Source organism: Fusibacter fontis (genome assembly GCF_055378735.1).
In genome coordinates this window covers 2,179,373-2,203,389 of record NZ_AP042445.1, presented here as the reverse complement: position 1 = coordinate 2,203,389, position 24,017 = coordinate 2,179,373, and the positions used below count along the sequence as shown (strand labels likewise).

Genomic DNA, 24,017 nt, shown 5'->3' with positions numbered 1-24,017 from the left:
ATCCGCTTTTTTCGAAAGGAGAACCAATGAATTATTTAGATACTTTAAAAACATTAAACAATCAAACTAAGACCATTAACGGAGCTAATGCGCTAAAGTCAACGAATTCTTCATTGGTGGACTTATTTGGTTCAATAGGTGCTTTAAGAAATAGAAATCCATTAGATATTGAAACGATGTTTAGTCAAGCGTTTGCAGAAGATCCTCTGCTTGCAACGAAAATGCTATTTTATTCTAGAGATATCCGAGGTGGTTTGGGAGAAAGAAAAGTTGCACGAATTCTATATAAACATTTAGCTTATCTTCATCCTGAGGTAATTCGAAAAAATCTTTCGTTGATTAGCCATTATGGTCGTTGGGATGACTTACTTGTATTATTTGATACGCCGTTGTTTAAAGACGTGGCCATTTTAATAAAAACGCAATTAGAAGAGGATATGATATCTGAAACGCCTTCTTTGATGGTAAAATGGCTTCCGAGTATCAATACGTCATCTGTAGAAACAAGAAAAGCTGCAATTCAGTTACATAAGGAACTCGGAATGAGTGCAAAAGAATACCGCCAAACATTGTCTTGCATACGTAAAAAAATGGATGTTCTTGAAGTTAGAATGTCATCAAACGATTGGGAGAATATTCAATATTCTGCAGTGCCTTCAAATGCAATGAGTCTATATAGTAAAGCATTTGTAAAACATGACGATCAGCGATTTTTGGAGTATATTCAAGCTGTCAAAGATGGAAAAGAGAATATTAATGCGTCTGTACTTTACCCATATAACATCATTGAAAAAATACTTTATGAAAATGATAAAGAAAATCACGCTGTTCTTGAAGAACAATGGAGACATTTACCGGATTATATTGATGGAGACGAACGCAATATACTTGTTATGGCAGATGTTTCTGGGTCTATGGCGGGCCGACCTATGGCTACCTCCATTGGACTTGCCCTTTATTTTGCTGAAAGAAGCAAAGGTATTTTCGCAGGACACTTTATGACATTTAGTCAAGATCCAACGCTTGTAAAAGTCACAGGAAATACGCTATATGAACGTGTGATGAACATATCAAGTGCATGGGGATGGAACACTGATTTTGAAAAAGCGCTTTCACTGATTTTACAAGCAGCAGTCAATAATCGTGCAAAACAAAAGGATATGCCAGAAACATTAATCGTCGTATCCGACATGCAGTTTGATGAGTGTCATACTAAACAAGATGATAAATGGACTTTCTATCAAAATATGGAGAAGCATTACAAGTCACATGGATATAAAATTCCTGAAATTGTCTTTTGGAATGTTAACAGTCTTACCAACGTATTTCAAACACTGGATGATTATAAAGGCGTGAAATTTGCAAGTGGCCAATCGCCATCAGTATTTTCGTCAGTGATCCATTCAGTTGCATTGACGCCATATGACTTTATGATCGAAGTTCTCGAAAGTGAACGATATAAGGATGTAGTAGTATAAGATAGCCTCAATCAATCACGTTACACGTGGTTGTTTTTTTATTTTGGCACTCAAAAAGAAACTATGCAATTCCCACAGGTATTTGCTATAATGAAAAGACATAGTAAATACTTATAAAATAAAAAGGAGATTTTATGTTTAAAAGACCTCTTTCGGTATTGTTAATTATAGTGATGATGATGGGCTTAGTGCCACTCGGTGCAGTGAGTTTTAGTTCTGCTTCATTTGCAGCACCAGTAAAAGTGACTTCGGCCAAGATTATGGTGGATGGAAAAGAATTCACTTGGGATAAAGTGAAGTACGGAAAAGAATATGTTCACAGGGGAAAATACGTCTATGTACCGCTCAAGGCATTTACGACGGCGTTCAATTTGAAATATCGTCTGGAAGCGCCTCTTAATAAAGGATTTGGTTACTCGTATCTCGTGGTGATCGATCACACTTTGCTCTGTAATACGACGATCAATGGTCTGATGCCTAAGTTAACAGAAGAGATGGATGAAGGTCGCATTGCGATGGTCAATAATCAAATCTACATTAGTATCAGTGAACTTCAAAGTGCAGCCGTTAAAACCATGACCGAAACGACATCAGGTTCAGTTATTACAGTTAAATTTAAAACGCCTTCAGTCATGAGTCGCATCAAGGAAATACAAGAGATCGTCAAACCATTCTTGGTTTCTCTTTCTATTGATAACACGGATACACCGGATGAAGATTTCCAGTTAATTGAAATTGGTCGTCTTGAAGCTTTCAAACCAGGTGAAGGCGATTATAAAGGCGGAAAGTTCTTCAGATCCTATGGCAATTTTTCATTTGGCGAAGACGGGATCGGTTTTTCGTTTAATAAACAAGATGATGAAGCATATAATAAAATTATGACACTGACAAAACATTTTTTAGGAGACAAAGCGAGCTTAGTTGAATCGGAATACCTGAAGTACTTTGTCAAACAAGGCGAAGAAATTAAACTCAATCAAACTGCAATCGGTTCAGATTTCACTTCTTATTATGGATATCAGTATAAAGAATCTGCCGACAAAACGCGCACGTATTTAGTTTTCCAAAACCATTCGAAAATCGCTTTAGAGCTCAGTGATTTTGTGAGAACTATGGCGGGCGGTGCGATATATTTTACACCGCTTTCGGAGTACTACCGAGTAGAAAGCACGTACTTGAGAAACAATACAGCGTTGGTATCGATTTTTGAAAACTATGTAAAAAATAACTATGGAAAGACAAGTGAGCGATATCATACGTATTTCAATGATCCGTCATTAAATCTCTACGGAACGAAAGCATCCGATTTGACGCCAAGTGATATGAAACTGATTGTGAGACCGATGGAAATCTTACTCGTTCAGGATCATCACGATGGTGATGATGCGTATTATCATGAACGCAGCATGTTTGATTTGTTATATGATCATGAAATTTGGGAAAGCTACGCAGTTTATGTACAGGACAAAGCAGTGGGCATCACCCTTGGAATGGGACTTCCAAATTACACACAGCTCGCAAAGGATTTGATTACCTTTACAACTGGTAAAAAAGAAGATGCAGCTGAGATTATCGGATATCGAGACACCGTGATGAAAGCATATTACAGACATGCCATTAAGACGGGAGACACAGAGGGTTACAAGTTCAATACAGATGTGTACCCATATGTCAATAAACCGTATAAACTTAAAAGCGGAACAGTTGTTTATATGGATTTCCACGGTTACTACACCAATTCACTAGGACCAACTGTCTATATCCAAAAAGAGTTTAAAGAGTTTAAACAGTCCTATGCGAAAGATGGATATGACAATCCATATAGCGAGTATATTTTTCCTGAGTGGAGAGAATTTGATGAAAAAGGTCGCGAAGTCAGAACCAATGCACCAGAATTTAGTTGGGGAAAATACGCGAAGTAAAAGAAAATAATTTTAAATATGCAAAGATAAGTCATATTAAGATGAGAGGCTTAGTTCAATATACACTTGAATTAAGCCTTTATTTTTGCTATATTGAAGGTAAATAAACCAAGGAGATGGAGGTCATTTATGATTAACTACTATGATTCGCTAATTGTTCGTTCTCAATAACGGGATAGCTATGCCCATTTTTAGGAAGATCAATTTAAGTGAAAATCATGTGGTTAGGAATAAAGGCGCATTCTCTAAGGGTCATTTTATATGACGATGTAAGTAAAAGAGGTGTTTTTATACCTCTTTTTATTATTTTTTGAATGTACGATTTATACCTTCCACGGATTAAGAATAACCGGAGGGTCAGAATGATGAAACATATTAGAAAGATGAAACATATTAGAAAGATAAAAAGACTTAACTTAAGCTCAATGCAAACTTTTACACTCGTTTGGTTTGGGCAATTTATATCGACGATGGGTACTGCCATGACTCGATTTGCTTTGATTATTTGGGCATATACACAGATGGAGTCAGCGACAACGACTGCTCTATTGGGATTTTTCTCGTATATGCCGTATATTCTCATGTGTCCTATTGCAGGCGTTGTGGTGGATCGATATGATCGAAAGAAAATTTTGATTGGAGCGGATTTAGTTGCGGGTCTTATGACGACGACGCTATTGATACTCTTTATGACGGATCAGCTTCAGGTGTGGCATCTTTTTTTTGCAGAAGCAGTCGCATCTGCAGCTGAAGCCTTTCAAATTCCAGCGTTTTCAAGTACTGTTTCGCTCCTCGTACCAAAAGAAAATTACACGAAAGCCAGTGGAATGCGTTCATTTTCAGCCTATAGTGCCAGTGTCTTAGCACCTGTTCTAGGGAGTATTTTGGTACTTTCCATGGGAATTTCAGGTGTTATGATGATAGATGTTGTGACGTTTGTCGTGGCAATTAGCATCTTATTAGGTGTCGCATTACCAAAAATAGACAGTTCAAAGAGTAAACATTTAATCGAACATCATTTTAAGTCGAATTTTAAAGAGGGAATTCAGTATTTAAAGAAATTCAAAGGACTTCTTCAACTCATGTCACTGTATGTCGGTATGAATTTTTTTGCTTCGCTGACATACTTTGGCATATTACCAGCGATGATTCTTGCAAGAAGTGGTTCGGATCATTTAGCGCTTGCGTCGGTTCAATCGGCAATTGGAGTGGGTGGAATACTAGGAAGCGTTGTAGTGAGCTTGAGTAAAAGTCCATCAAATCGTGTAAAAGCGATTATCTTATCGGGAATAGGTTCGTTTCTATTCGGAGACTTGCTATTGTCGATTGGACAAAATGTGACAGTCTGGGCAGTAGGTGCGTTTTTATCGAGCTTTTTTCTACCGTTTATGAGCAGTGCGTATGAGTCGCTTTGGCAATCAAAAATTGAACCGAGTTTTCAAGGTCGCGTTTTTTCAGTTCGCGATATGATACAGATGGCGTCTATGCCCATTGGATTTTTACTAGGAGGTTACCTTGCAGATCATGTCTTTGAACCTTTGATGCTCCACGGAAGCGCATTTTCTTCTCAACTCAATTGGCTTCTTGGTTCGGGCAAAGGAACGGGTATGGCATTGATGTTTTTGATGACGTGTATTTTAGGAACGTCTGCATGCGCAATGGGATTTTTCAGTAAAAATCTACTTGAACTAGAATCCAATACACCGGACTATACGGAAGTGACAGAATGCGAATAAAAAATGTGAGTAAAAGACTTAAGTAAAAAAGACTTAAGTAAAAAAGACGTTATGGCGCTGCCCAATTTGAGCACGTGCCATGACGTCTTTGATTTTTTACTACATTACTCCTGTTCAACGATGCAGATGCCTTTTCCGCCATCATAAAGATCTTGATGCGCTTTGAGCAAAAGCGACTGCGTATCGTCGATGATGGTTCGGATTTGCTCGCGATTGATGCTATGTGAAATAACGGCGCTTAAATAGATGTCGATGGGTTTATGGCAGCCGAGGTTTTGATAATCAATATTATGAACAGCTGATTTGACCTCACTTGCAAGTGCTTTCAAAGTTTCAACTTGTCCCTTAGCAAAGATGACAAATTCATCCCCACCTGCACGCGCCACGCTAAAACCGAGTTCAAATTTTTCAAGGGATGTTTCAAGTATTTTATAAAGGGTGACAATGACTTTGTCGCCGACTTCATAACCATCCACGTCATTAAAGGCTTTAAATTGTTTGAGATCAATTCGGAACAGCCCGTATGCATCGCCAGACAGGGTAGAATCCATCATCTGGTAAGCTTTCTCTAGTAGCATGTCCATATTGGGCATGCCTTTTTTAATAGCGAGCAAATTAGATTCGTTCATTTTAGAAATATCAATCGTTTGATTCATGTGAAATCCCTCCCGTTTAATATGATCGAGTAAGTAATCAATTTGGAGTGATTTTATGAGTGTTTGTTTAAATAAATGGTCCAAAGCCATGCGTTTTTCAGCAAGAGCTGTCAAAAAATGCGTGCTTTCAGTTTCGTTAGACAGAAGTTTTCGAATCTCATCAAGGCTAAAATCCAGCGCCTTTAACGTGGTAATCCACGTGAGTTTGTGAAGCTGCTCGATGCTGTACTGGCGATAGCCATTTTCACCATTGACATTTTCTGGAGAAAACAGTCCGATTGAATCGTAGTGTCTGAGCATTTTCGTCGAAACGCCTGCTAATTTTGCCATTTCACCAATTTTCATAAAATCATCTCCTTAAGTGGGATTTCGGCCGAAATCGCTTTAAGCATGTGGTACTTTATTGTTTCTATTTACATTATAAAGGTTCCCATAATGGGAAGGTCAATAGATTTATTAAATATTCTGCAAAATCTTTAAAACTTCTTTACATCAGTAGTCAATAGAAAGCTCATCATGTATAATAGAATGGCATGTGTCAATAAACGATACAAAAATGGAATGATTACAATTAAACTGGTAGAAATACATGAGTCTACAATTACTTGACTTAAATTACTAGTTTTTATAGATCGGTGTACTCATCTAATGAAGATAAAATAAGGAGAATTAAATGGTAAGAAAGTTTAAACAGTCAAAACTCACTCAGAAGTATCTAAATTTGTTTTTAGTATTTGTCCTTCTAGTTGCAGGATTTGTACCATCGCACATGAATATTTTTTCATATGCTGAGGTGTCAAATTTGTTGCTGAATAAGACGGTGACGCTAAAACAGGACGGTGTGACCATTCCCGAGAATGGATCGCTGAATTTTGAAAAAAATATCAATTTGAAATTTGAGTTTCAAGTGCCTGTAAAGGGTGATGTGGCAGAGGGGGATACCAATTATATCCATCAAAATGATACTGCGACATTTCTCATAGCAGAAGGATTTACACTCACAAGTCCACCGACGTATACGCTGTCGTATGATAGTAAAAAAGTTGGAACTTTGACGATCACCAACGAACCTGGGAATCGCCTAGTAGCAAATATTTTATTTGATGGAGATACAGCGGTTTTCGACGGAAGTTATAACTCAGTTAACTGTTATTTTGAGGCTTCTTTACTATATAACGGTGCATCAGCAGGTGCTTCCGATCAAGACATTAGCATAACAGTTTTAGAAAAAACGTACACAGTCCATATACCAGCGCTTCCGATTACCGTATCGGGTCAAAAGCAAGGTGCAAAAAATGGTGAAACCATTGACTGGAATGTTAAATTAGAAGCAACACAAGGTGGCAACCAAGTGGATTTAGGGGGATATACGTTTTCCGATGACCTTGGAACAGTGGGTTCGCTTAAAAGGACTTTTAAGATGGGAACGTCATCAGATGTGCTTTCAGCAGTTGAAATGACCCCGCAACCTGTTCTAAATGGCTCAACTTATACGTATGAAATTCCTCAGAGTACAACAGGACCAATTTACATTTTTTATACGACGAATATTGCGCAAGATTTTGTCACAAATGGCACAAGAACGATTACCAATACAGGAAAGCTTTTTAAAGAAAGTGCGTTGATTTCGACTTTTTCGAAAAGCATCTCTTTTCAAAATCAGTGGATTGAAAAAGCTGCTGCAGAAACGACTGTGGTGGATGAAGGTGGTAAAAAAGTTGGATACATCACATGGCGTATTATTGCCAACCACATGGAAGCGACACTACCAAACGCAATTATTACCGATGTCTTGGACTCTAAATTAGAGTTTGTGTCAGCTAAATGGACGACTTGGGATAGCGGGACGAGTCAGTGGAACGCTGCATGGACGGATATTTTAACAAGACCTGTGGATGATGAGTATGCATTGTCGACAGAGAGTATCGGAGGCATACCAAACTTAACCAAAAATGTCATGTTGGAAATTAAAACAAAAGTAAAAGAAGAACACAATGTAGGCCATCAAGTCCAATCGATTTCTAATCGCGCCTATATCTCGTGGGACGGACAGGGAAACATTGGAAGTAGCAATGTTGCAGTGAATATCGGGATGTATCCGATCACTAAAAGTGGCGGTGCATATGATCCGACTACACATAAAATTCCTTGGACCGTACAAGTGCTGGCATCGGATCAGAACGCGGACTTAAGAGTGATGGATTTATTGGTATATGGAACTTCTTTTAATGCTGCAACGGCGACAATTGTTGGAAATGCAGCCAATGGTCTGCTACAAGTTACAGCAGGAGATTTAGCAAATTTAACGCCTGCTTATCGACAAAAGTATGATGCGACTTCATTTGTTGGATCGGGACTTAAACCAACGGTTTATACGATTGAAAATGCAAGCGGTGTCGCAATCGCCGATTTATTGGTCGTAACAGAGAGCAATGATAATGGAATCGATGTTTCAGGCGGAACGCGTACCTTTACGTTTAATTCTGTTGTGACAGATCCAGCTGTATATGCGGCAAACACCACTTCTGGAAGCAGAATCAATATCAACAACACAGCAACGCTCTTTAGTGCAAATGAAAAACTCAATGCGCGACAAGCAACTGTAGCAACCAATTCAGAGATGATGCTAAAAGAAGCGTTAACTGTAAGCGACGCAGCAGATCCACATGCGAATCGCAACAAGGCAAGTGCTAATGCGTCAAACAGTTTCAACTATGTAGACAAATCAGTGGTATTTAGACTATTGATCAATAAAAATGACCTTTCAAACTTGACAAACGATCTCACCATGGATTCAACGCAAACATTTGGAAAAGTTACGGTAACAGATCAATTGCCAACTGGTTGGGAGTTTGTTGAAATCGTACCGGGCAAAAACTTTTTAATGTATCAAGGTGATCGAAGTGGTGCTGGCGTTATTACCGCTCAAGAAACAGACCTATCGAGCACATTACCAAATTTCACAAGTGATTTTACAGTGGACGGAACTGCGACGTTTACATTCGATCAGATTTCAGATCCATATGTTATTTTAGTCAAAGCACGTCCAACAGCGGTGACGCTTTTAACGTATTTTAATAGTAATAAGACGACTAATATTTCAAACATCTTAAAACTAAAAGGTGAAAACTGGACGGGGACGTCTACTACAAAGTCAGTTGCTGTCGTGAGTGAAGTGATTGGTAAGAATTATCAAGCTTCATCGCCAGCAGATGGTATTTTATCGTGGACGGTGGATTACAAACCGTACTTGTTGAACTTGGCAAATCAAGCAACGCCTCTTTTAAGAATAGAAGATACCCTTCCGCAAGGGATGGAACTTTTATCTGATGCTAAAGGAAATCTTGATTTAACTGGAGATCATTTTGCAGTGCATGAAATGTCACTTCAATCCGATGGAACGTATACCTTAGGAGACGCAGTACCATTGACACTGGGAGAGAATCTACTTTATGATTCCAATACGCGCGTATTGACGTTTAATATACCAGAAAATTCGCCTGAAAAAGGCTATCGATTAACTTATAAAACAGAGATTGTTGCCAATGCAAACGTCACTTTGAACAACACCGTTAAACTTATTGGTTCCAATATTTCTGAAGTTAATAATAACAAAAATTACAGCGTAAGTTCTTCTGACGCTGGGGCAACAATGGTGCGAAGCGGCTGGGTCGAGATCACTAAATTAGGATCAGGTACACCACTCGCTGGAGCAAAATTTGCCATTTTTACATCAGATAGGTCGAAAATTTTCAGAAGTGGAACGACAGATGCTTCTGGAAAATTGACGCTTAGAGGATTACCAGTTGGCGACTATATATTGAAAGAAACAGCTGCACCTGCTGGATATGAACTCATGAATCGCGAGTACGCAGTACATGTTGAAAAAGTGGGCGGTGTGACGACGACAAGCATTGATGGTGTGGTGAATAACAAAATTTCCATCATCAATCATCTGAGCAATACCACAGGGCATTTGAAAATTAGCAAAAATGTTACAGGCAATGACGGAGATTTAACAAAGTCATTTGATTTTTCACTGAGAGCAAATGGCGTAGTTGGCACTTACATGTATGAAAAGACGCTGGCAAATGGCGTGATTGTATATGGTGACGTGACGTTCTCATCCGAGTTGGCGTTGTTTTCGCTGAAAAATGGCGAGTCGATTAAAGTCATGAATTTACCAACAAACACGAATTTCATAGTAACTGAAAGTTATGTGGATTTTGGTGGGTATACAACAACCCTTTCTGGAGACTGTGCAGAAACCACTGGAAATGTTGCAACTGGAACAATCGCAGTGTCTGCGACTCAAAATGTGAATTATAACAACCATAAAGATATTTTCTCCGATTTGAAAATTACGAAGAAAGTAGCTGGAAATGCAGGCGATACAAATAAACTCTTTAGCTTCAAGGTTCAGATTGCCAATGCTTCACCTTTAACAGATACGTATGTCTATACAGGAATCGGTGGAAAAGAAGATGGCTCCATTCACCTTGTGAATAATGAGGCAATTATCACATTAAAACATGGTCAAGGAGTCTTGATTAAAGATCTTCCTAAAGGCGTGAATTATACCGTAACTGAACTAATCGATTCAACTGACATCTATGACATCAAAGTAGACGGGACTGTTTCAGATCATGCTAATGGAACCATCTCTGGAAACGGACTCCTTGCACATGAGTTTGTAAACAGTAAAAGTTCTTACGGGAATTTAAGGGTTGAAAAGCAAGTGCTTGGTGTAGGTGGTGAGTTAGATCGTGAATTTGAATTTACACTCAAAATTTCACCACTTGAAGATAGTGAACGCGATTATGTGATTCGAGATGCTCAAAACGTGAGTGTTCAATCGGGTAAAATGACTTTTAATGGCTCAGGAGAAGCAACTTTCAAATTGATTCATGGTCAATCCATTACGGTGGAGCATTTACCAAATAATTCGACTTATGAAGTGATTGAGAAGAATTATGTGGATTATGATACGCATGTTGATGGTTTATCCACAGGAAAGATTCTTGGGATGAGTACGCCAAGTGTTGTGTTTGAAAATACCAATAACACGCATGGTAAACTACATGTGGAAAAATTGGTGTCCGGTGTGGGCGATACGGATAAGGCTTTCCGTTTTAAACTAGTAATCTCACCGGCTTTAACAGGAACATATCCGGTTCAAATGACGACAAATAAAGCGACACATGTTGCAAACATCGTGTTTACAAATGGTAAAGCTGAATTTGAGTTGAAGCATACGGATGTTTTTGAGATGGAGCTTCCAAAAGGGACTACGTATGAACTTTCAGAAGTTGACTATGGATTTGAAGGCTATCAAATGAATGTCGTTGGGGATTTAAAAGGAACCATTCCACTCAATTCAACGGTATTTGTAAAAGTCATTAATCACAAGCCTTACGTAAAACCAGAACCAACACCTGTACCAAATCCAACACCTGTACCAGAACCAACACCTATTCCGACAGAACCAACAACTGTTCCTCAGCCGACTACAGAAGTCGTAACAACGGAGCCTTCCACTGAAACGACCACTGAAAAGAAAGAAGTAAACGAAAAGACATTGGAAGACCAACCAAAAGAAGGTAAAATTCCAGTTAAAGAAGGTGAAAAACCAACTGTCACAAAACCACCAACGAATGGAACCATCGATTTAGATGATCGTGGTAACTGGACATATACTCCAAACAAAGGGTTTAAGGGAGAAGATTCATTCGTTATCACGGTTCAAGATGAAGATGGCAATGAAGAAGAAATTTTCATTGATATAGATGTTGAAGAAATTCCATTAGATGCGGGAAATGGCGGATTTTTACCTAAAACTGGACAAATCGCGGCAAGCTTTTTCTATCTAGTGGGCATCACACTCATCGTGGTCGGAATTGTGATCAGACGAAAAAAAGGAAAACAACTCGACTAAAGTAGAATGATTATCCAAGAAAGTCAGATTGAATATCTGAATAAAAATTAGACTTACTAGGCGGCGGCAGTGAAAACTGCCGTCTTTTTTTGACTTTTCACAAAATTCTTGATTAATTCTTGCAAAAATGGTTATATAATTCCATAAGGAATGTTATGTCTGGAGGTGCATGTGAATGAATGTGTTTAACCCTACTGGCAGTGTTGCGAACATGTGGAAAGCTTTTAATAATATGCCATCCAATACGACCGTTTTAGATAGAGTGACTGAGAAGGAAAAGGCAGAGGAGCAAGCGCATATTGATCGCGCACTTTCTCAAGCGACGAGCAGAGAATATATCCTGTCGAAGAAGACGGACGGGGCGGTGTTTAAGCGGCTTGAACAAGCTAAAAAAGAACAAAGCGACCATACTCAAGAAAATATCAACGCCATCAGACGTTTCATTGGTAAAGGGATGAAAATAGATGCTTATGTTTGATCGTGAATGTTGACATTAAACTCAGTTTACAAAAACACGTTTCCGCTTGGATTCGTGTTTTTTTCGTTATATGATAGAGGTCAAAGGGGTGATCAGATGGACCACATAACAGACAAAAATCACATTGAACGATTTAAAGACATTCCAGAAAGTCAGAACTGGAAGCAGATTCAACAAGTAGAAAAAGGTTGGTCCTCCGATCAAAAGTATCATATCGTAACAGAAGATGGACAACAGCTTTTGATGAGAGTCGCTTCAATAGATGATTTGGAAGCAAAAAAACAAGAATACACCATGATGCGTAGGCTGGATACTTTTGATTTTCAGCACTCGCGACCATTTGCTATAGGGCGTTGTCAGGAAGGTGTGTATACACTATTTAACTGGATTGAAGGTGGGGATTTAGAAAGCGAACTCCCTCAAAAATCTGTTGAGATGCAGTACCGATTAGGTGTTCAATCTGGGCGCATATTGAGGCAAATACATACGATAGAACCTCAAGTGACATCTGAATCATGGGAAGTTAAGTTTAATCGAAAACTGGACAGAAAACTCATGATGTATCAGCAGTGCGAACTGAAATATCAAAGAGATGATGCTTTAATCGCTTATATTGAAGCAACACGGCCCTATCTTCAAAACCGCCCGATGACGCTGCATCATGGTGATTATCACGTTGGAAACATGATTTTGTGTGGGGATGATGCTATCGGAGTAATCGATTTTAATCGATATGATTATGGTGATCCATGGGAAGAATTCAATCGTATCGTCTGGGATGTAGATGTGAGTCATGCATTTGCAACGGGTAAAATCGATGGATATTTTGACGGGGAAGTCCCAGAACTGTTTTTTAGACTTTTAGCACTCTACATTGCATCGAACACACTCTCTTCATTGCCATGGGCGATTCCTTTTGGAGAGGGTGAGATACAGACTATGAGGCGACAAGCAGAACAAGTACTCCGCTATTATGATGATTTTAAGAACATAGTTCCCTCGTGGTATCAGGGGCATCTTAAAAGTAGGTATTCAATAAAATGACACAAAAAAGTGCAGCACCAAGTCAAAGGGATACTATCGCTTGTGACTTAGGAAGCTGCACTTTATGATTAAAATTTTTTAGGAAAATTTTTTATTGCTAAAATTTTTATTTAAGAGTTTGGCAAAATGACACGATTTTTTCATCGTTGGCGTCTGCTTTTTTAGATTTTGGATTGACCAATGCGAGCGTAGAGACGATTTCGCTCTCATTGAGAGATTCCCTAAACTTATCGAGGCATTTTTTAGTATCGCCACCACCCGAACAGGTGTATAGGGCGATTTTTTTGTCTTTAAAAGTATTTTCATTTAAAAAAGTCTTAATAGGCGGCGCATAACTACTTGCCCATATTGGCGTCCCGATAATAATCAGATCATATTGATTTGGATTGAAATCATAAGGTTCAAGTTCAGGTGTATCGCCCATGACAACACTTTTTCCACCCCACAAAAACTTGCTAAAGGTTCCTGTAGGGTATTCTTTTTTTGGCTTAATTTTGTAGACGTCGACATCTAATTGCTCTGTGATTTTTTCAGCGACGTACTGTGTATTACCTTCGAGTGAATAATATATAAGTGCTTTTTTCATAAAATCCTCCAAATAAATAACATCATATGACACCTTTATTATACCAATCTTTATGAGCCTTAATCAATTTCGTGTAATGTTAATGTTTCGCTTTCTTCAGCTACATCCTCGGAATCTTCTTCATTTATATCGACCATTTCATCAATATCAACTATTTCATTAATATCAACGTTTCCATTCATATTGAAATTTTCATCAGTTTCGACATTTTTGTCAGCGCTGCCATCGTCACGATACTTCATGTTCTGTACTGCAGCGATTGCAGCTGGATGGGTGGCATCGTAGTATTTCAGAGCAAGCTCATATTGATTTTGAAATAAAGCGATACTTTCATCCACCTTGCCAAGAGTCCACAAGGAGAGTGCATAATTGTTCAAAGCGCGTAAAGTAGCGGGATGATGATCCCCGAAGCGATTCAGTCGCCAATGGTAGATGCTATAAGACAATTCGAAAGCTGTTTCAAAGCGTTTGAGTCGACGATGAGAATTGGCTAAATTGCTCATGGCACCGATTGTACCTGGATGATTTTCTCCAAGTGTTTCCAAACGATTCTGGTAAACTTTTTGTGCTTGTTCATAAGCGGAATTGTATTGTTTGTTTTGTCGGTAGGCATTTCCAAGCTGATTATAAGCTTTGATCGTTAATAAATGTTGAGGACCAAGAAGTTTTTCGCGTTCTTGTGCAACGACTTCAGCAAGTGCTACCGCTCTGTCAAATTGATGTGTTAGTCGATAGGAATGAGACAAACTACTGATCGCTGCAAGTGTTAAAGGATGAAGGTCGCCGTTTATTTGTGTTCTCAATCGAACGACGAGTTCAGATAATTCGCACGCTTTTTCGTAAGCACCAGATTGACGATAGGCATTTGCCAATGTACTCATGACCAGTATCGTAGAGGGATGAGCTTCACCGAACTGTTCTTTCTTGATCTCGTAGACCTCTTTTGAAAGTTGAATCGAGGTGTTAAAATCCCCTATTTTGCGATAGGCAATGGCGAGATTGATTTTTGCATCCAGTGTATCGGAACGTTCAAGATAAACCTTTGAAAGTTCAAGCGACTGTTGATAATTTCCTAGTTTTCGGTAGGTTATTAACAGCAATTTAAGCGCTTTCAAAGTATCTTTGTGCGTATCGCCTAGAAGAACCGTCAACTCATCGTAAGCATTTGTGACGTAGGGTTGAGCGAGTTGGTAATCCCCTGAATAATATAAAACAATCGCATCGTCCAGCTTCAAAAGTGCATGAACAACTGAGTTAGGAAATGTTTTTCCAATTGAGTGCTGCAAATATTCAAGAAGCTGCTTCGCATCATCATACTGACATTGATTGAGGAGTTGTTGAAGTTTTGGTGAGAGGGTTTGTTGGACCCATTCTCTACAGTGAAGTTCATGATCAAATCCACTTTGTAAATGATACGAAATAGATCTTTTTAGTATGTGAGCTTGCATTGGTGCATCTTGTTTTAGCAAATTTTCATAATGATGGATCATATATCGTATCACGTTCATTTGTGTGGTGCGAGGACAATTGGGATAAATTATTTGACGAATGGACGAATGAATTTTAAAGTAAACACCATCTTCTGAAAGAATAAATGAATAGTTTTTAACGGCATCTATCGTCGTAAATGGAATACTTGGTAAAAATTCGCGCACCAGTAAAGTGAGAATATCTTCTGTCCATTCTTCTAAGCAAGAAAGCATATAAATAAGGGCTTTTTTGTGATCATCCATATATTTGACAAACCGACTGACAAGGTCAAAGGTATTGGAACCAAGATCTTCAATACTAGGGGCCATATTTTTATCTATAAGTGAATGATATCGATCCACACAAATATCTAGAAAGAGTGGGATTCCACTGGTTAACTGATAGATTTCAGTACTTAATTGAGAATCGATAACGCCTGCTTCGCGTAAGAAATATTCAGCATCACTTTCAGATAGATTGCCAAGGAGGTGTTGATCGAGAGTGCCTTGCCACTCAGGATTGATGGTTTCCCATTTGAGCTTGTCGCGACCTGCAATCACCCAAAGTGTGTTCTTGAAATTTGCGATTAAACCTCTTGTTTCGTCACGAATCCATAAATCATGCATCAATGGATTGCCCACGCTAGAAAGTTCGTTGACTAAAACCTCATAAGTATCCAGAAAAATAACGAGAGGTTCTACAGCTTTTTCCATATTGGCGTCCATATCACACGCTAGATAAAAAGGTAAGTTTTTGTAGAGTATTTCGGGTTTATCCACTTTAATTTCATTGAGTTCTCGCGAACGATTGGATAGTTTATTGCGAATAGCGGCTCCGAGATTATCGACGCCCTTAATAAGGCCGATAACAGTTCCCGCGCCAGGAAGTGCCGAAGTGATATCCAGTAGAGAATTTAACATTGGACTACTCGAAATAAAGCTTTGAACTTCTTCTTTTTGAATGGGATATCCCAGTTTTTGCATATAGCTAAAGTAGGCTAAATCAAACAAGTGAAAGTCAAAGTGATAATTTCGCTGGAGAAGATTTCTAATTTTTGTGAGTGTGGCGAGCATATCTGAACTTTCTTCAAGGTCAATGGACAAATAAGTAGGCTTTTGAATCTTTTGATCAAGTTCTGTTTTGAGCTGTCGAATGAGACTGGTCTTCCCGATTCCACCGATACCATAATAAGTAATAACCTTGAGATCACTATCTCCGGTTAGTAACTGTTGTTTTTTCATGAGCTGATAAGCATCCCAGAAGACTTTCCTAGGTTCTTCACGATCGGTAAAAAGCTTATTTGCCTGTGGAATTTTATTTTTATCATTTCTCTTGATTGCCATAAGTGGATACCCCCCTATCGCTATTCTATCTTTTTTCAGGGAAGAGGTAAATATTTTCCCTGTATACAAATACGGTGTTTTTATATATGATAGATGAAGAAAAAACCAAAGCGAAACGAAAGTTATACGAAAGCAATACGAAAGTGAGGCAAGTATGGATCAACAAGAACCTAAACACAAGCGAAGAGAACGATATAAGGGAACACATCCCAAATCGTATAAAGAAAAATATAAAGAGCATCAACCGGATAAATATGGCAATACCATTGAACGCGTTATTGAAAAGGGAAGCACACCTGCAGGAATGCATATTTCAATTTGCGTCAATGAAATTATGGATTTCTTTCAAATCAAGCCTGGACAAGTTGGACTTGATGCCACTTTAGGGTATGGTGGACACTCTTTTGAAATGCTCAAGAGACTGGATCATCAGGGACATCTCTACGCGCTCGACGTCGATCCGATAGAGCTACCCAAAACGCGTGAAAGATTGGCAAGTAAGGGATTTGGTCCGGAAAGTATCACGATTAAACAACTGAACTTTTCAAATATCGACGAGGTCATCGCAGAATCAGGCAAATTGGACTTTGTTCTCGCAGATCTAGGCGTATCATCTATGCAAATTGACAATCCGGATCGTGGATTTTCCTATAAATTTGATGGACCATTGGATTTGAGACTCAATCCTGAAAAGGGAATTTCAGCTGCTGAAAGACTCGAAGATATTACGGTTCAAGAGCTTGAAGGCATGCTTCTTGAAAACGCAGATGAACCCTATGCAGCACAAATTGCAAAAGCAGTTGTATCCGCCATTCGAAAAGGGAAAAAAGTGGACACCACCACGGCTTTAAGACAGATTATCGAAGAAACGCTGTCATTTTTACCGGCAAGTACGCGTAAAGAAGATATCAAAAAATCTTGCCAGCGCTCATTTCAAGCGCTTAGAATTGACGTAAACAGCGAGTTTGAAGTTCTGTATGAATTCTTGGAAAAATTACCCCATGTCCTAGCTCCAGGCGGAAAAGTGGCGATTCTTTCATTTCACTCAGGCGAGGATCGTCTGGTTAAAAAATCCTTTAAACACTACCTACGGGAAGGCGTGTACAGCGAGGTTGCACCCGAATTTATTCGCCCATCCCAAGAAGAGTGCAACCGAAATACCCGTGCTAAATCCACTAAGATGCGCTGGGCAATTAAGTCACTCGAATAATTCTCGCGAGTCAGTCGCTCGAATAAGTATAACTGAAGTACCTTACAACAATGTAAGGTGCTTTTTTATTTTGTAAGGTCAAGTTATGGATGGCCGCCAGTCAATGGGTTAAGATATAAATGTAGAGTGCGTTATACATTTATATATCAAGCGTTTAAGAAATTTGTTATTAAAGCATGTAAAGAAAATTAAGAGGCAGAGACTAGAATAGATGAGGTTAGAAAACGAGTTGTTCTGGTTTGTGAAATGATAAGAAAGTGAGAGATGAAAATGAAAAAAGGTTTAAGCTATGTGGTGGTGTTGGCAGTCGTGGCAGCATTAGGAATCAAAATAAGTTATGGATTTGTATCAAGTAATGATTACTATATTAAAATTACAAAAGAAGGGTCAGAAAAACAGGCGTACGAGTATCTCAATCCTAGATCCCTTTCTGAAGAAGGAATTCACTATAACTACACCATGAAAGCCTACAATAAAAATGGTGACATGATTCAAGTGTCATTTGACTCAAGGCGTTCGCTAGAAGTAGGTGCTTATTACAAAGTAACTGTCACGCTTCCGGACATGGCGAGAGTCAATTCGATTGAATCTATTGCGACTGTAAATTTAGATGAAGTGCCATCTAAAACTCGAAAAATATTGAACTCAATCTAAACCGATGTTAAACTGATGATGTAGTAGAAACCATGATGGACAAATCACGATAGACAAATCACGATAGATTATGTTAGATTGATTCATTCTACTAGAGAGACTTAGATTAAATAGGAGATTCCGATGCTTGGCATGAACGGTTTTTTTGCAGAATTACAGAGATTTTCAGGAGTTTTGGACAATGACGGGAGAGGTCTGTCCAAAATTATATACCGAAAGTCTTTTTAATACGACCAAGTTAAGGTATATATTTTCAGAACCTCACCCCAGGCGGATGCGCTTGGGGTTTTTGTTTATCTGTGAAAATTGCATCATTACCTTTTCGGTGTGAAAATCATGTGTTGATAAAATTAAAATGGCTCAATCACGCCATTTTAAAAATTGAGATTCTAATAAATTAGAACTCGATTCTAATAAATTAGAACTCGATTCTCATAAGTAAGAATTATGCAATTTTCTAATTTAAATTACGAATCAAACAAATACGAATCATTAGAGGAGACTGAAAATCATGAATTCATCAAATACAAACACAAATAAAAATAAAAATAAAAACACAAACCAATCTTCACAGTTTAAAGAGGCGTTATCAAAAAACATTCCGAGAAACTATCTATTCACCTTCATCCAAAACGTGGATTTAACTCGAGGAATTTGGATGATTTACCTCGCTTCAAAAGGCATGAGTCTAACGCAACTAGGCATCTTGGAAACAATTTTTCACCTCACTTCCTTGGCAATGGAAGTTCCAACGGGAGCGATTGCAGATCTTTACGGAAGACGGACATCACGTATCTTAGGGCGAATTTGCTCAGTTATCAGTGTGATGTTGCTTCTTTTTGCCAATAGTTTTATCTGGTTTGCCATATCTTTTGTCATAACAGCACTTTCTTACAATATGGAATCTGGTGCAGGAGATGCGCTCGTCTATGATTCCATGAAAGCGACAGGAAAAGAACACGACTATATGAAAATTAGCGGCAATAAAGAAATGCTTTTTCAACTCGCCAATGTGGTTTCATTTTTAGCAGGGGGCTACCTTGCAACAAAAAGCTATCACATGGCGTTTGCGTTTACCATCATCATCGGTTTGATCAGCGTTGGATATGCCTTTAAATTCACTGAACCACCAGTGGGAGGGAGTGTACCTGAAGAAAATCGCTATAGCTTATGGAAACAACTTAAAGAAAGTTTTGCCATTTTAAAAGGTCATAAAAGGCTCCTTTTTCTGATACTTTTCTCACAATTTCTCATGAGTTTTACCACAACTGTTTTCTTCTATCTCCAAAACTATATGAAAGGGGATGGATACAGCGAATTCGTCATTGGATCTCTTTATGCGGTAACGGGAATCCTTGGAGCAATTTTAGCGCCACAAGTATTTAGGATAGAAGCCGTCATTAAAGAACGAGGCATTCTCCTTTCCATGCCGATCTTGATTTCTGCAAGTATGTGGGGCATTGCACTGGCAAAATATCATTTTCTATTTTACATTCCGATTTCACTCGCAGAAGGTTTGATCTTTGTAGCACTTGGAGATTATATCAACAAAGTAATTCCAAGTGAAAAAAGGGCGACACTGCTTTCCATGGCGAGCATGGTCTTTAGTTTTTTCATGATTTTTCTATTTCCGGTAGTTGGTGTTCTAGGGGATTTTATATCGCTAAAAGGCGCATTTATTGTTATGGCTGCGTTGGGAACCATCTTGACGGTTGCGAATACGTTTTATCATATGCGATCTGAAAAGTAATCCGAGAATTAATCTAAGAACCAATCTACAAACTGAAGGTGAATAAAATGATCATATGTTCTTACCATGTAGTGCTTAAAATAGACCAGTTACTGAAAGCGCATTGAAACTTTATAAAGTTATTTATATAATACAAATAGCTTAACGAGAGGAGATAGTCCATTGGATGTAAAAATCATTATAGATGAACAATATCATAAACCGTGTCTCACCATACATACGGATCGAATTACGCCTGAGATTCAGGAGATCATCGACCGTCTCAAGTCGGACACAGAAGAGCAATTACTTGGCTATCATGAAGGAGAAGTTTTTATTATTCCACCAGAAACAGTTCTAAGTTTGAGAACAGAGTCGGGTAAAATCGTCGCTTTATGCGATGACGGGACTTTTGCATTAAAGAATAGATTGTATGAACTGGAAGAAAATCCTCCTAATAAATATTTTGTTAGAATATCCAATTCGGAAATTGTCAATTTTCAAAAGGTAAAAAGTCTTGATTTGAGTATCACAGGAACGATTACATTAAAATTTAAAAATGGCGATAAGACCTATGTATCTAGGCGATATGTTGACAAAATCAAAACACATTTAGGGATTTGAGGTGAAATCAATGAAAGAATATATAAAAAAAATACTGAAAAAATCGCTTATGGGCATGTTCATTAGCGTGTTCATATTACATGTAATCTTGATTATTCAGTCACTCGATCAGCAGTCGTTAAATTTAGTCCTCAACAATCGATTCAAGTGGTCGGAACTGACCATTTATCTCTATCAATTTGCCATCACATGTTGGACGGGTTTTATGATTCCCATTTGTTTTGAGCTATTTGATGATCATGGCTCTAAACTGCATTTAAAGCTTTTCGCCAATGTCCTTGTTACTTTCTCTATTTATTTTTCATGGATCACCTTTAATATGGGACTACCGACTTCACCTTGGGGAATACTTGCAATCTTTGTCATTTTTCTGGTTGCAGATTACTGGGTACTCTACGGACTTCAATACGTAGCGATGAAGAGAAAAGTCGATTTAATGAATCTAAAAATTAAATCACAAGACGGAACTTTCATCAGAGAGGGAAATCAGTTCAATGAGTATAAAAGATATCCACAATAGACTTTTATAAGTTGATGGATGTGTTCATGATATATGCGAAATACGTAGTTCTTTTTACTACCCAATGTACAGACAACTTTTCACTTGGTCCTCGGCTTCGCCTGCGGAATCGTTCATACGTTGTCTGTACATTGGGTAGTTAAGAGAACTGCGAGGGAATCACATTATATGTGAGAACCAAGAACATTTGAGAATTCAAGGCTCACACTTAATCTGCAGACTCACCCATGTATCATATGTGAGAAAAGTAGAGGAAAACAGTTTTTCATTTTTCTATTTGCAGATTACTGGGTACTCTACGGACTTTAATACGTAGTGATAGAGAGAAGAGCAGATCATCAGAGAGGGGAATTAGTTCAATGATTATAAAAGACATCCACAATAAACTTTTAAAAGTTGATGCACGTAAATATATCATAGGGGTATTGATCCTTATGTTACTCATTTCAATTCCTATTATGAATAAAACGAGCAACCTTGATCAAGCGGATGAATGGATTGAACATTATGGCGTATTGGGAATTTCATTTTCGCTCGTACTGGGGGCAGTATTTGGAATTATTCTATATTTTATCAAGATGTTTTTTCTATTTGTAGTTCCCGTGAGTTTACTCAACGGTCTATTTAAAAAAATGGAAGACTATATGCGTACTTTAGTGATTCTAGGACTATATCTCATTGCCTATGCTGGGTTAGTGTTCATTCAAGGTGATCAATCTATATGGAATATGCCATTACTTTATTGGTTGAATCAAATCGTCGCGATTGTTTCATACGTTTACACGTATCTTTTGTTTGATCAACGACGAGACATTCGACCGATTATGGCAGTTTTGATTCTGATGGTTGGGGGTAAAGTGATGGCGTATCTTCAATTATTCTTTTTGATGTGAGGATGCGAATTACGTAATTCATTTAACTACCCATTGCACAGACAACTATTCACTTGGTCCTCGGCTTCGCCTGCGGAATCGTTCATATGTTGTCTGTACATTGTGTAGTTAATAGAATTACGAGGGAATCGCATCATATGTGAGAACCAAGAATATTTGGGAATTTAAGACTCACACTTAATTTGCAAACTCACCCATGCATCACATGTGGCGAATTATAGAGGAAAACAATCGGAAGAAACCATGTACATGGTTTCTTTTATTTTATTCTCACATTTACTCGATCTTTAACTCCCCAGTGCACGGACAACTTTTCACTAAGTCCTCGGCTTCGCCTGCGGAATCGTTCATACGTTGTCTGTACATTGGGTAGTTAATAGAATTACGAGGGAATCGCATCATATGTGAGAACCAAGAATATTTGGGAATTTAAGATTCGCACTTAATCTGCAAATTCACCCAGGCATCACATGTGGCGAATTATAGAGGAAAACAATCGGAAGAAACCATGTCCATGGTTTCTTTTTATTTTATTCCCAAATTTACTCGATCTTTAACTCCCCAGTGCACAAACAACTTTTCACTTGGTCCTCGGCTTTGCCTGCGGAATCGTTCATACGTTGTCTACACATTGGGTAGTTAAGAGAACTGCGAGGGAATCGCATTATATGTGAGAACCAAAAATATTTGGGAATTTAAGATTCACGCTTAATTTGCAAACTCACCCATGCATCACATGTGGCGAATTATAGAGGAAAACAATCGGAAGAAACCATGTCCATGGTTTCTTTTATTTTATTCTCACATTTACTCACTAAATCGAAATAAATACACAAGAACACTCCAATAAACATGCATTCACTTAGTCCTCGGCGTTGCCTGTGGAATCGTTCATGCATATTTATTGGAGTGTCTTAAAGCGCGGACTTTACCTCATCCTCAAACGACCAAATCCCTTGATCTTCAAATACGCATACAGGCCAATTCTCTTACACCCCTCACCCACCTAGCGCACAGACAACGTATGAACGATTCCGCAGGCGAAGCCGAGGACCAAGTGAGTAGTTGTCTGTGCGCTAGGTGGGTGCGTGTGAAAGCGAATTCCGCAGGCGAAGCCGAGGACCAAGTGAGTAGTTGCCTGTGCGCTAGGTGGGTGCGTGTGAAAGCGAACCCCGCAGGCGAAGCCGAGGACCAAGTGAGTAGTTGTCTGTGCGCTGGGTGGGTGCGTGTGAAAGCGAACCCCGCAGGCGAAGCCGAGGACCAAGTGAAAAGTTGTTATATGTTTATCCATGACCAAATCGGGTATCAAAGTACCGTAAGCAATTAGCAAAGTGAGGTGACAACATGAACATTAAAATTCAACCGGAAGTTCGAAACTTTCTTAAAAAGGAACGACAAAGCGTTATCATGATCCGTTCAAGCGGCAAAACGCTTACAAAAAACAATCAAGAAGATTTTAGGGAACCAGAAGTGCGTTTTAACTTGCCTGAAAATGGAGAAGAAAAAAAATACAATCGCTATCTCGTCGATGACATTTTGTTTTTCTGTGACAAATCATTGAGTTCAGCTCATGGTATCACACTTGAAAAAGTATCGATCCACAATCAAGATTTATTTTCTGTTCAAACAAAAATTGAATCATAGGAGCATTTGATTCACTGATTTTGTAATTTATGCTATTGGAAAAAGTAGAATTTTTAAGTGAAAATACTACAAAGTCAAGCATTATACCAAAATAC

General features: G+C 38.5%; 16 protein-coding genes. 13 read left to right on the top strand and 3 right to left on the bottom strand.

Features of this window, described 5'->3' with window-relative positions; translation table 11 throughout:
* Nucleotides 1-26 precede the first annotated feature (26 nt).
* The 3 genes from ACZ41W_RS09935 (at nt 27) to ACZ41W_RS09925 (ending at nt 5,136) form a co-directional block, all read left to right on the top strand.
* Complete coding sequence (locus ACZ41W_RS09935; protein WP_464311824.1) at nt 27-1,478, top strand: DUF2828 family protein; 1,452 nt, start codon at nt 27-29, stop codon at nt 1,476-1,478.
* A gap of 134 nt (nt 1,479-1,612) precedes the next feature.
* A complete protein-coding gene (locus ACZ41W_RS09930) occupies nt 1,613-3,400 on the top strand; it encodes a hypothetical protein (protein ID WP_464311823.1) in 1,788 nt (595 codons plus the stop codon).
* Nucleotides 3,401-3,762: 362 nt separating this feature from the next.
* The gene (locus tag ACZ41W_RS09925) at nt 3,763-5,136 is read left to right on the top strand and encodes an MFS transporter (protein ID WP_464311822.1); all 1,374 of its coding nucleotides are present in this window, start codon (nt 3,763-3,765) and stop codon (nt 5,134-5,136) included.
* A 104-nt stretch (nt 5,137-5,240) separates the two neighbouring features.
* On the opposite strand, the gene ACZ41W_RS09920 is transcribed toward ACZ41W_RS09925, so the two are convergent.
* Entirely contained in the window at nt 5,241-6,137 is an 897-nt protein-coding gene (locus ACZ41W_RS09920; RefSeq protein WP_464311821.1) for a MerR family transcriptional regulator, read from the bottom strand.
* 328 nt (nt 6,138-6,465) lie between these two features.
* Between ACZ41W_RS09920 and ACZ41W_RS09915 the strand changes: the two genes are divergently transcribed.
* From ACZ41W_RS09915 to ACZ41W_RS09905, 3 genes are all read left to right on the top strand, one after another.
* Nucleotides 6,466-11,727 (top strand): DUF7601 domain-containing protein, encoded by a 5,262-nt coding sequence (locus ACZ41W_RS09915; protein WP_464311820.1) that lies wholly within the window; start codon nt 6,466-6,468, stop codon nt 11,725-11,727.
* Nucleotides 11,728-11,902: 175 nt separating this feature from the next.
* Nucleotides 11,903-12,205 carry a hypothetical protein gene (locus ACZ41W_RS09910; RefSeq protein WP_464311819.1) on the top strand — a complete coding sequence of 101 codons (303 nt, stop codon included), beginning with the start codon at nt 11,903-11,905 and terminating at the stop codon, nt 12,203-12,205.
* A gap of 96 nt (nt 12,206-12,301) precedes the next feature.
* A complete protein-coding gene (locus ACZ41W_RS09905) occupies nt 12,302-13,249 on the top strand; it encodes an aminoglycoside phosphotransferase family protein (protein ID WP_464311818.1) in 948 nt (315 codons plus the stop codon).
* Between the two features lie 106 nt (nt 13,250-13,355).
* Here the strand turns inward: ACZ41W_RS09905 and ACZ41W_RS09900 are convergent, their stop codons facing one another.
* Both ACZ41W_RS09900 and ACZ41W_RS09895 read right to left on the bottom strand, forming a co-directional pair.
* The gene (locus tag ACZ41W_RS09900; protein WP_464311817.1) at nt 13,356-13,835 is read right to left on the bottom strand and encodes a flavodoxin family protein; all 480 of its coding nucleotides are present in this window, start codon (nt 13,833-13,835) and stop codon (nt 13,356-13,358) included.
* A 59-nt stretch (nt 13,836-13,894) separates the two neighbouring features.
* Nucleotides 13,895-16,648 (bottom strand): tetratricopeptide repeat protein, encoded by a 2,754-nt coding sequence (locus ACZ41W_RS09895; protein ID WP_464311816.1) that lies wholly within the window; start codon nt 16,646-16,648, stop codon nt 13,895-13,897.
* A gap of 154 nt (nt 16,649-16,802) precedes the next feature.
* Between ACZ41W_RS09895 and rsmH the strand changes: the two genes are divergently transcribed.
* The 7 genes from rsmH (at nt 16,803) to ACZ41W_RS09860 (ending at nt 23,922) form a co-directional block, all read left to right on the top strand.
* Nucleotides 16,803-17,858: a 16S rRNA (cytosine(1402)-N(4))-methyltransferase RsmH gene (gene rsmH, locus ACZ41W_RS09890; RefSeq protein ID WP_464311815.1), complete on the top strand. Its 1,056-nt coding sequence runs from the start codon at nt 16,803-16,805 to the stop codon at nt 17,856-17,858.
* 270 nt (nt 17,859-18,128) lie between these two features.
* A complete protein-coding gene (locus ACZ41W_RS09885) occupies nt 18,129-18,512 on the top strand; it encodes a YxeA family protein (protein ID WP_464311814.1) in 384 nt (127 codons plus the stop codon).
* Between the two features lie 511 nt (nt 18,513-19,023).
* The gene (locus ACZ41W_RS09880) at nt 19,024-20,262 is read left to right on the top strand and encodes an MFS transporter (RefSeq protein ID WP_464311813.1); all 1,239 of its coding nucleotides are present in this window, start codon (nt 19,024-19,026) and stop codon (nt 20,260-20,262) included.
* 162 nt (nt 20,263-20,424) lie between these two features.
* Nucleotides 20,425-20,865: a LytTR family DNA-binding domain-containing protein gene (locus ACZ41W_RS09875; RefSeq protein ID WP_464311812.1), complete on the top strand. Its 441-nt coding sequence runs from the start codon at nt 20,425-20,427 to the stop codon at nt 20,863-20,865.
* A gap of 10 nt (nt 20,866-20,875) precedes the next feature.
* On the top strand, nt 20,876-21,385 hold the full coding sequence (locus ACZ41W_RS09870) for a hypothetical protein (RefSeq protein WP_464311811.1): 510 nt from the start codon (nt 20,876-20,878) through the stop codon (nt 21,383-21,385).
* Nucleotides 21,386-21,744: 359 nt separating this feature from the next.
* Nucleotides 21,745-22,278: a hypothetical protein gene (locus ACZ41W_RS09865; RefSeq protein ID WP_464311810.1), complete on the top strand. Its 534-nt coding sequence runs from the start codon at nt 21,745-21,747 to the stop codon at nt 22,276-22,278.
* A gap of 1,344 nt (nt 22,279-23,622) precedes the next feature.
* On the top strand, nt 23,623-23,922 hold the full coding sequence (locus tag ACZ41W_RS09860; RefSeq protein ID WP_464311809.1) for a hypothetical protein: 300 nt from the start codon (nt 23,623-23,625) through the stop codon (nt 23,920-23,922).
* Nucleotides 23,923-24,017: the final 95 nt, after the last annotated feature.

What these genes read in the sequence shown, in the direction of transcription:
- ACZ41W_RS09905 (WP_464311818.1), top strand. Translation starts at nt 12,302, where the DNA reads ATGGACCACATAACAGACAAAAATCACATTGAACGATTTAAAGACATT.
- ACZ41W_RS09865 (WP_464311810.1), top strand. Translation starts at nt 21,745, where the DNA reads ATGATTATAAAAGACATCCACAATAAACTTTTAAAAGTTGATGCACGT.
- ACZ41W_RS09880 (WP_464311813.1), top strand. Translation starts at nt 19,024, where the DNA reads ATGAATTCATCAAATACAAACACAAATAAAAATAAAAATAAAAACACA.
- rsmH (WP_464311815.1), top strand. Translation starts at nt 16,803, where the DNA reads ATGGATCAACAAGAACCTAAACACAAGCGAAGAGAACGATATAAGGGA.
- ACZ41W_RS09925 (WP_464311822.1), top strand. Translation starts at nt 3,763, where the DNA reads ATGATGAAACATATTAGAAAGATGAAACATATTAGAAAGATAAAAAGA.
- ACZ41W_RS09860 (WP_464311809.1), top strand. Translation starts at nt 23,623, where the DNA reads ATGAACATTAAAATTCAACCGGAAGTTCGAAACTTTCTTAAAAAGGAA.
- ACZ41W_RS09910 (WP_464311819.1), top strand. Translation starts at nt 11,903, where the DNA reads ATGAATGTGTTTAACCCTACTGGCAGTGTTGCGAACATGTGGAAAGCT.
- ACZ41W_RS09900 (WP_464311817.1), bottom strand. Translation starts at nt 13,835, where the DNA reads ATGAAAAAAGCACTTATATATTATTCACTCGAAGGTAATACACAGTAC.
- ACZ41W_RS09915 (WP_464311820.1), top strand. Translation starts at nt 6,466, where the DNA reads ATGGTAAGAAAGTTTAAACAGTCAAAACTCACTCAGAAGTATCTAAAT.
- ACZ41W_RS09930 (WP_464311823.1), top strand. Translation starts at nt 1,613, where the DNA reads ATGTTTAAAAGACCTCTTTCGGTATTGTTAATTATAGTGATGATGATG.
- ACZ41W_RS09935 (WP_464311824.1), top strand. Translation starts at nt 27, where the DNA reads ATGAATTATTTAGATACTTTAAAAACATTAAACAATCAAACTAAGACC.
- ACZ41W_RS09885 (WP_464311814.1), top strand. Translation starts at nt 18,129, where the DNA reads ATGAAAAAAGGTTTAAGCTATGTGGTGGTGTTGGCAGTCGTGGCAGCA.
- ACZ41W_RS09920 (WP_464311821.1), bottom strand. Translation starts at nt 6,137, where the DNA reads ATGAAAATTGGTGAAATGGCAAAATTAGCAGGCGTTTCGACGAAAATG.
- ACZ41W_RS09870 (WP_464311811.1), top strand. Translation starts at nt 20,876, where the DNA reads ATGAAAGAATATATAAAAAAAATACTGAAAAAATCGCTTATGGGCATG.
- ACZ41W_RS09895 (WP_464311816.1), bottom strand. Translation starts at nt 16,648, where the DNA reads ATGGCAATCAAGAGAAATGATAAAAATAAAATTCCACAGGCAAATAAG.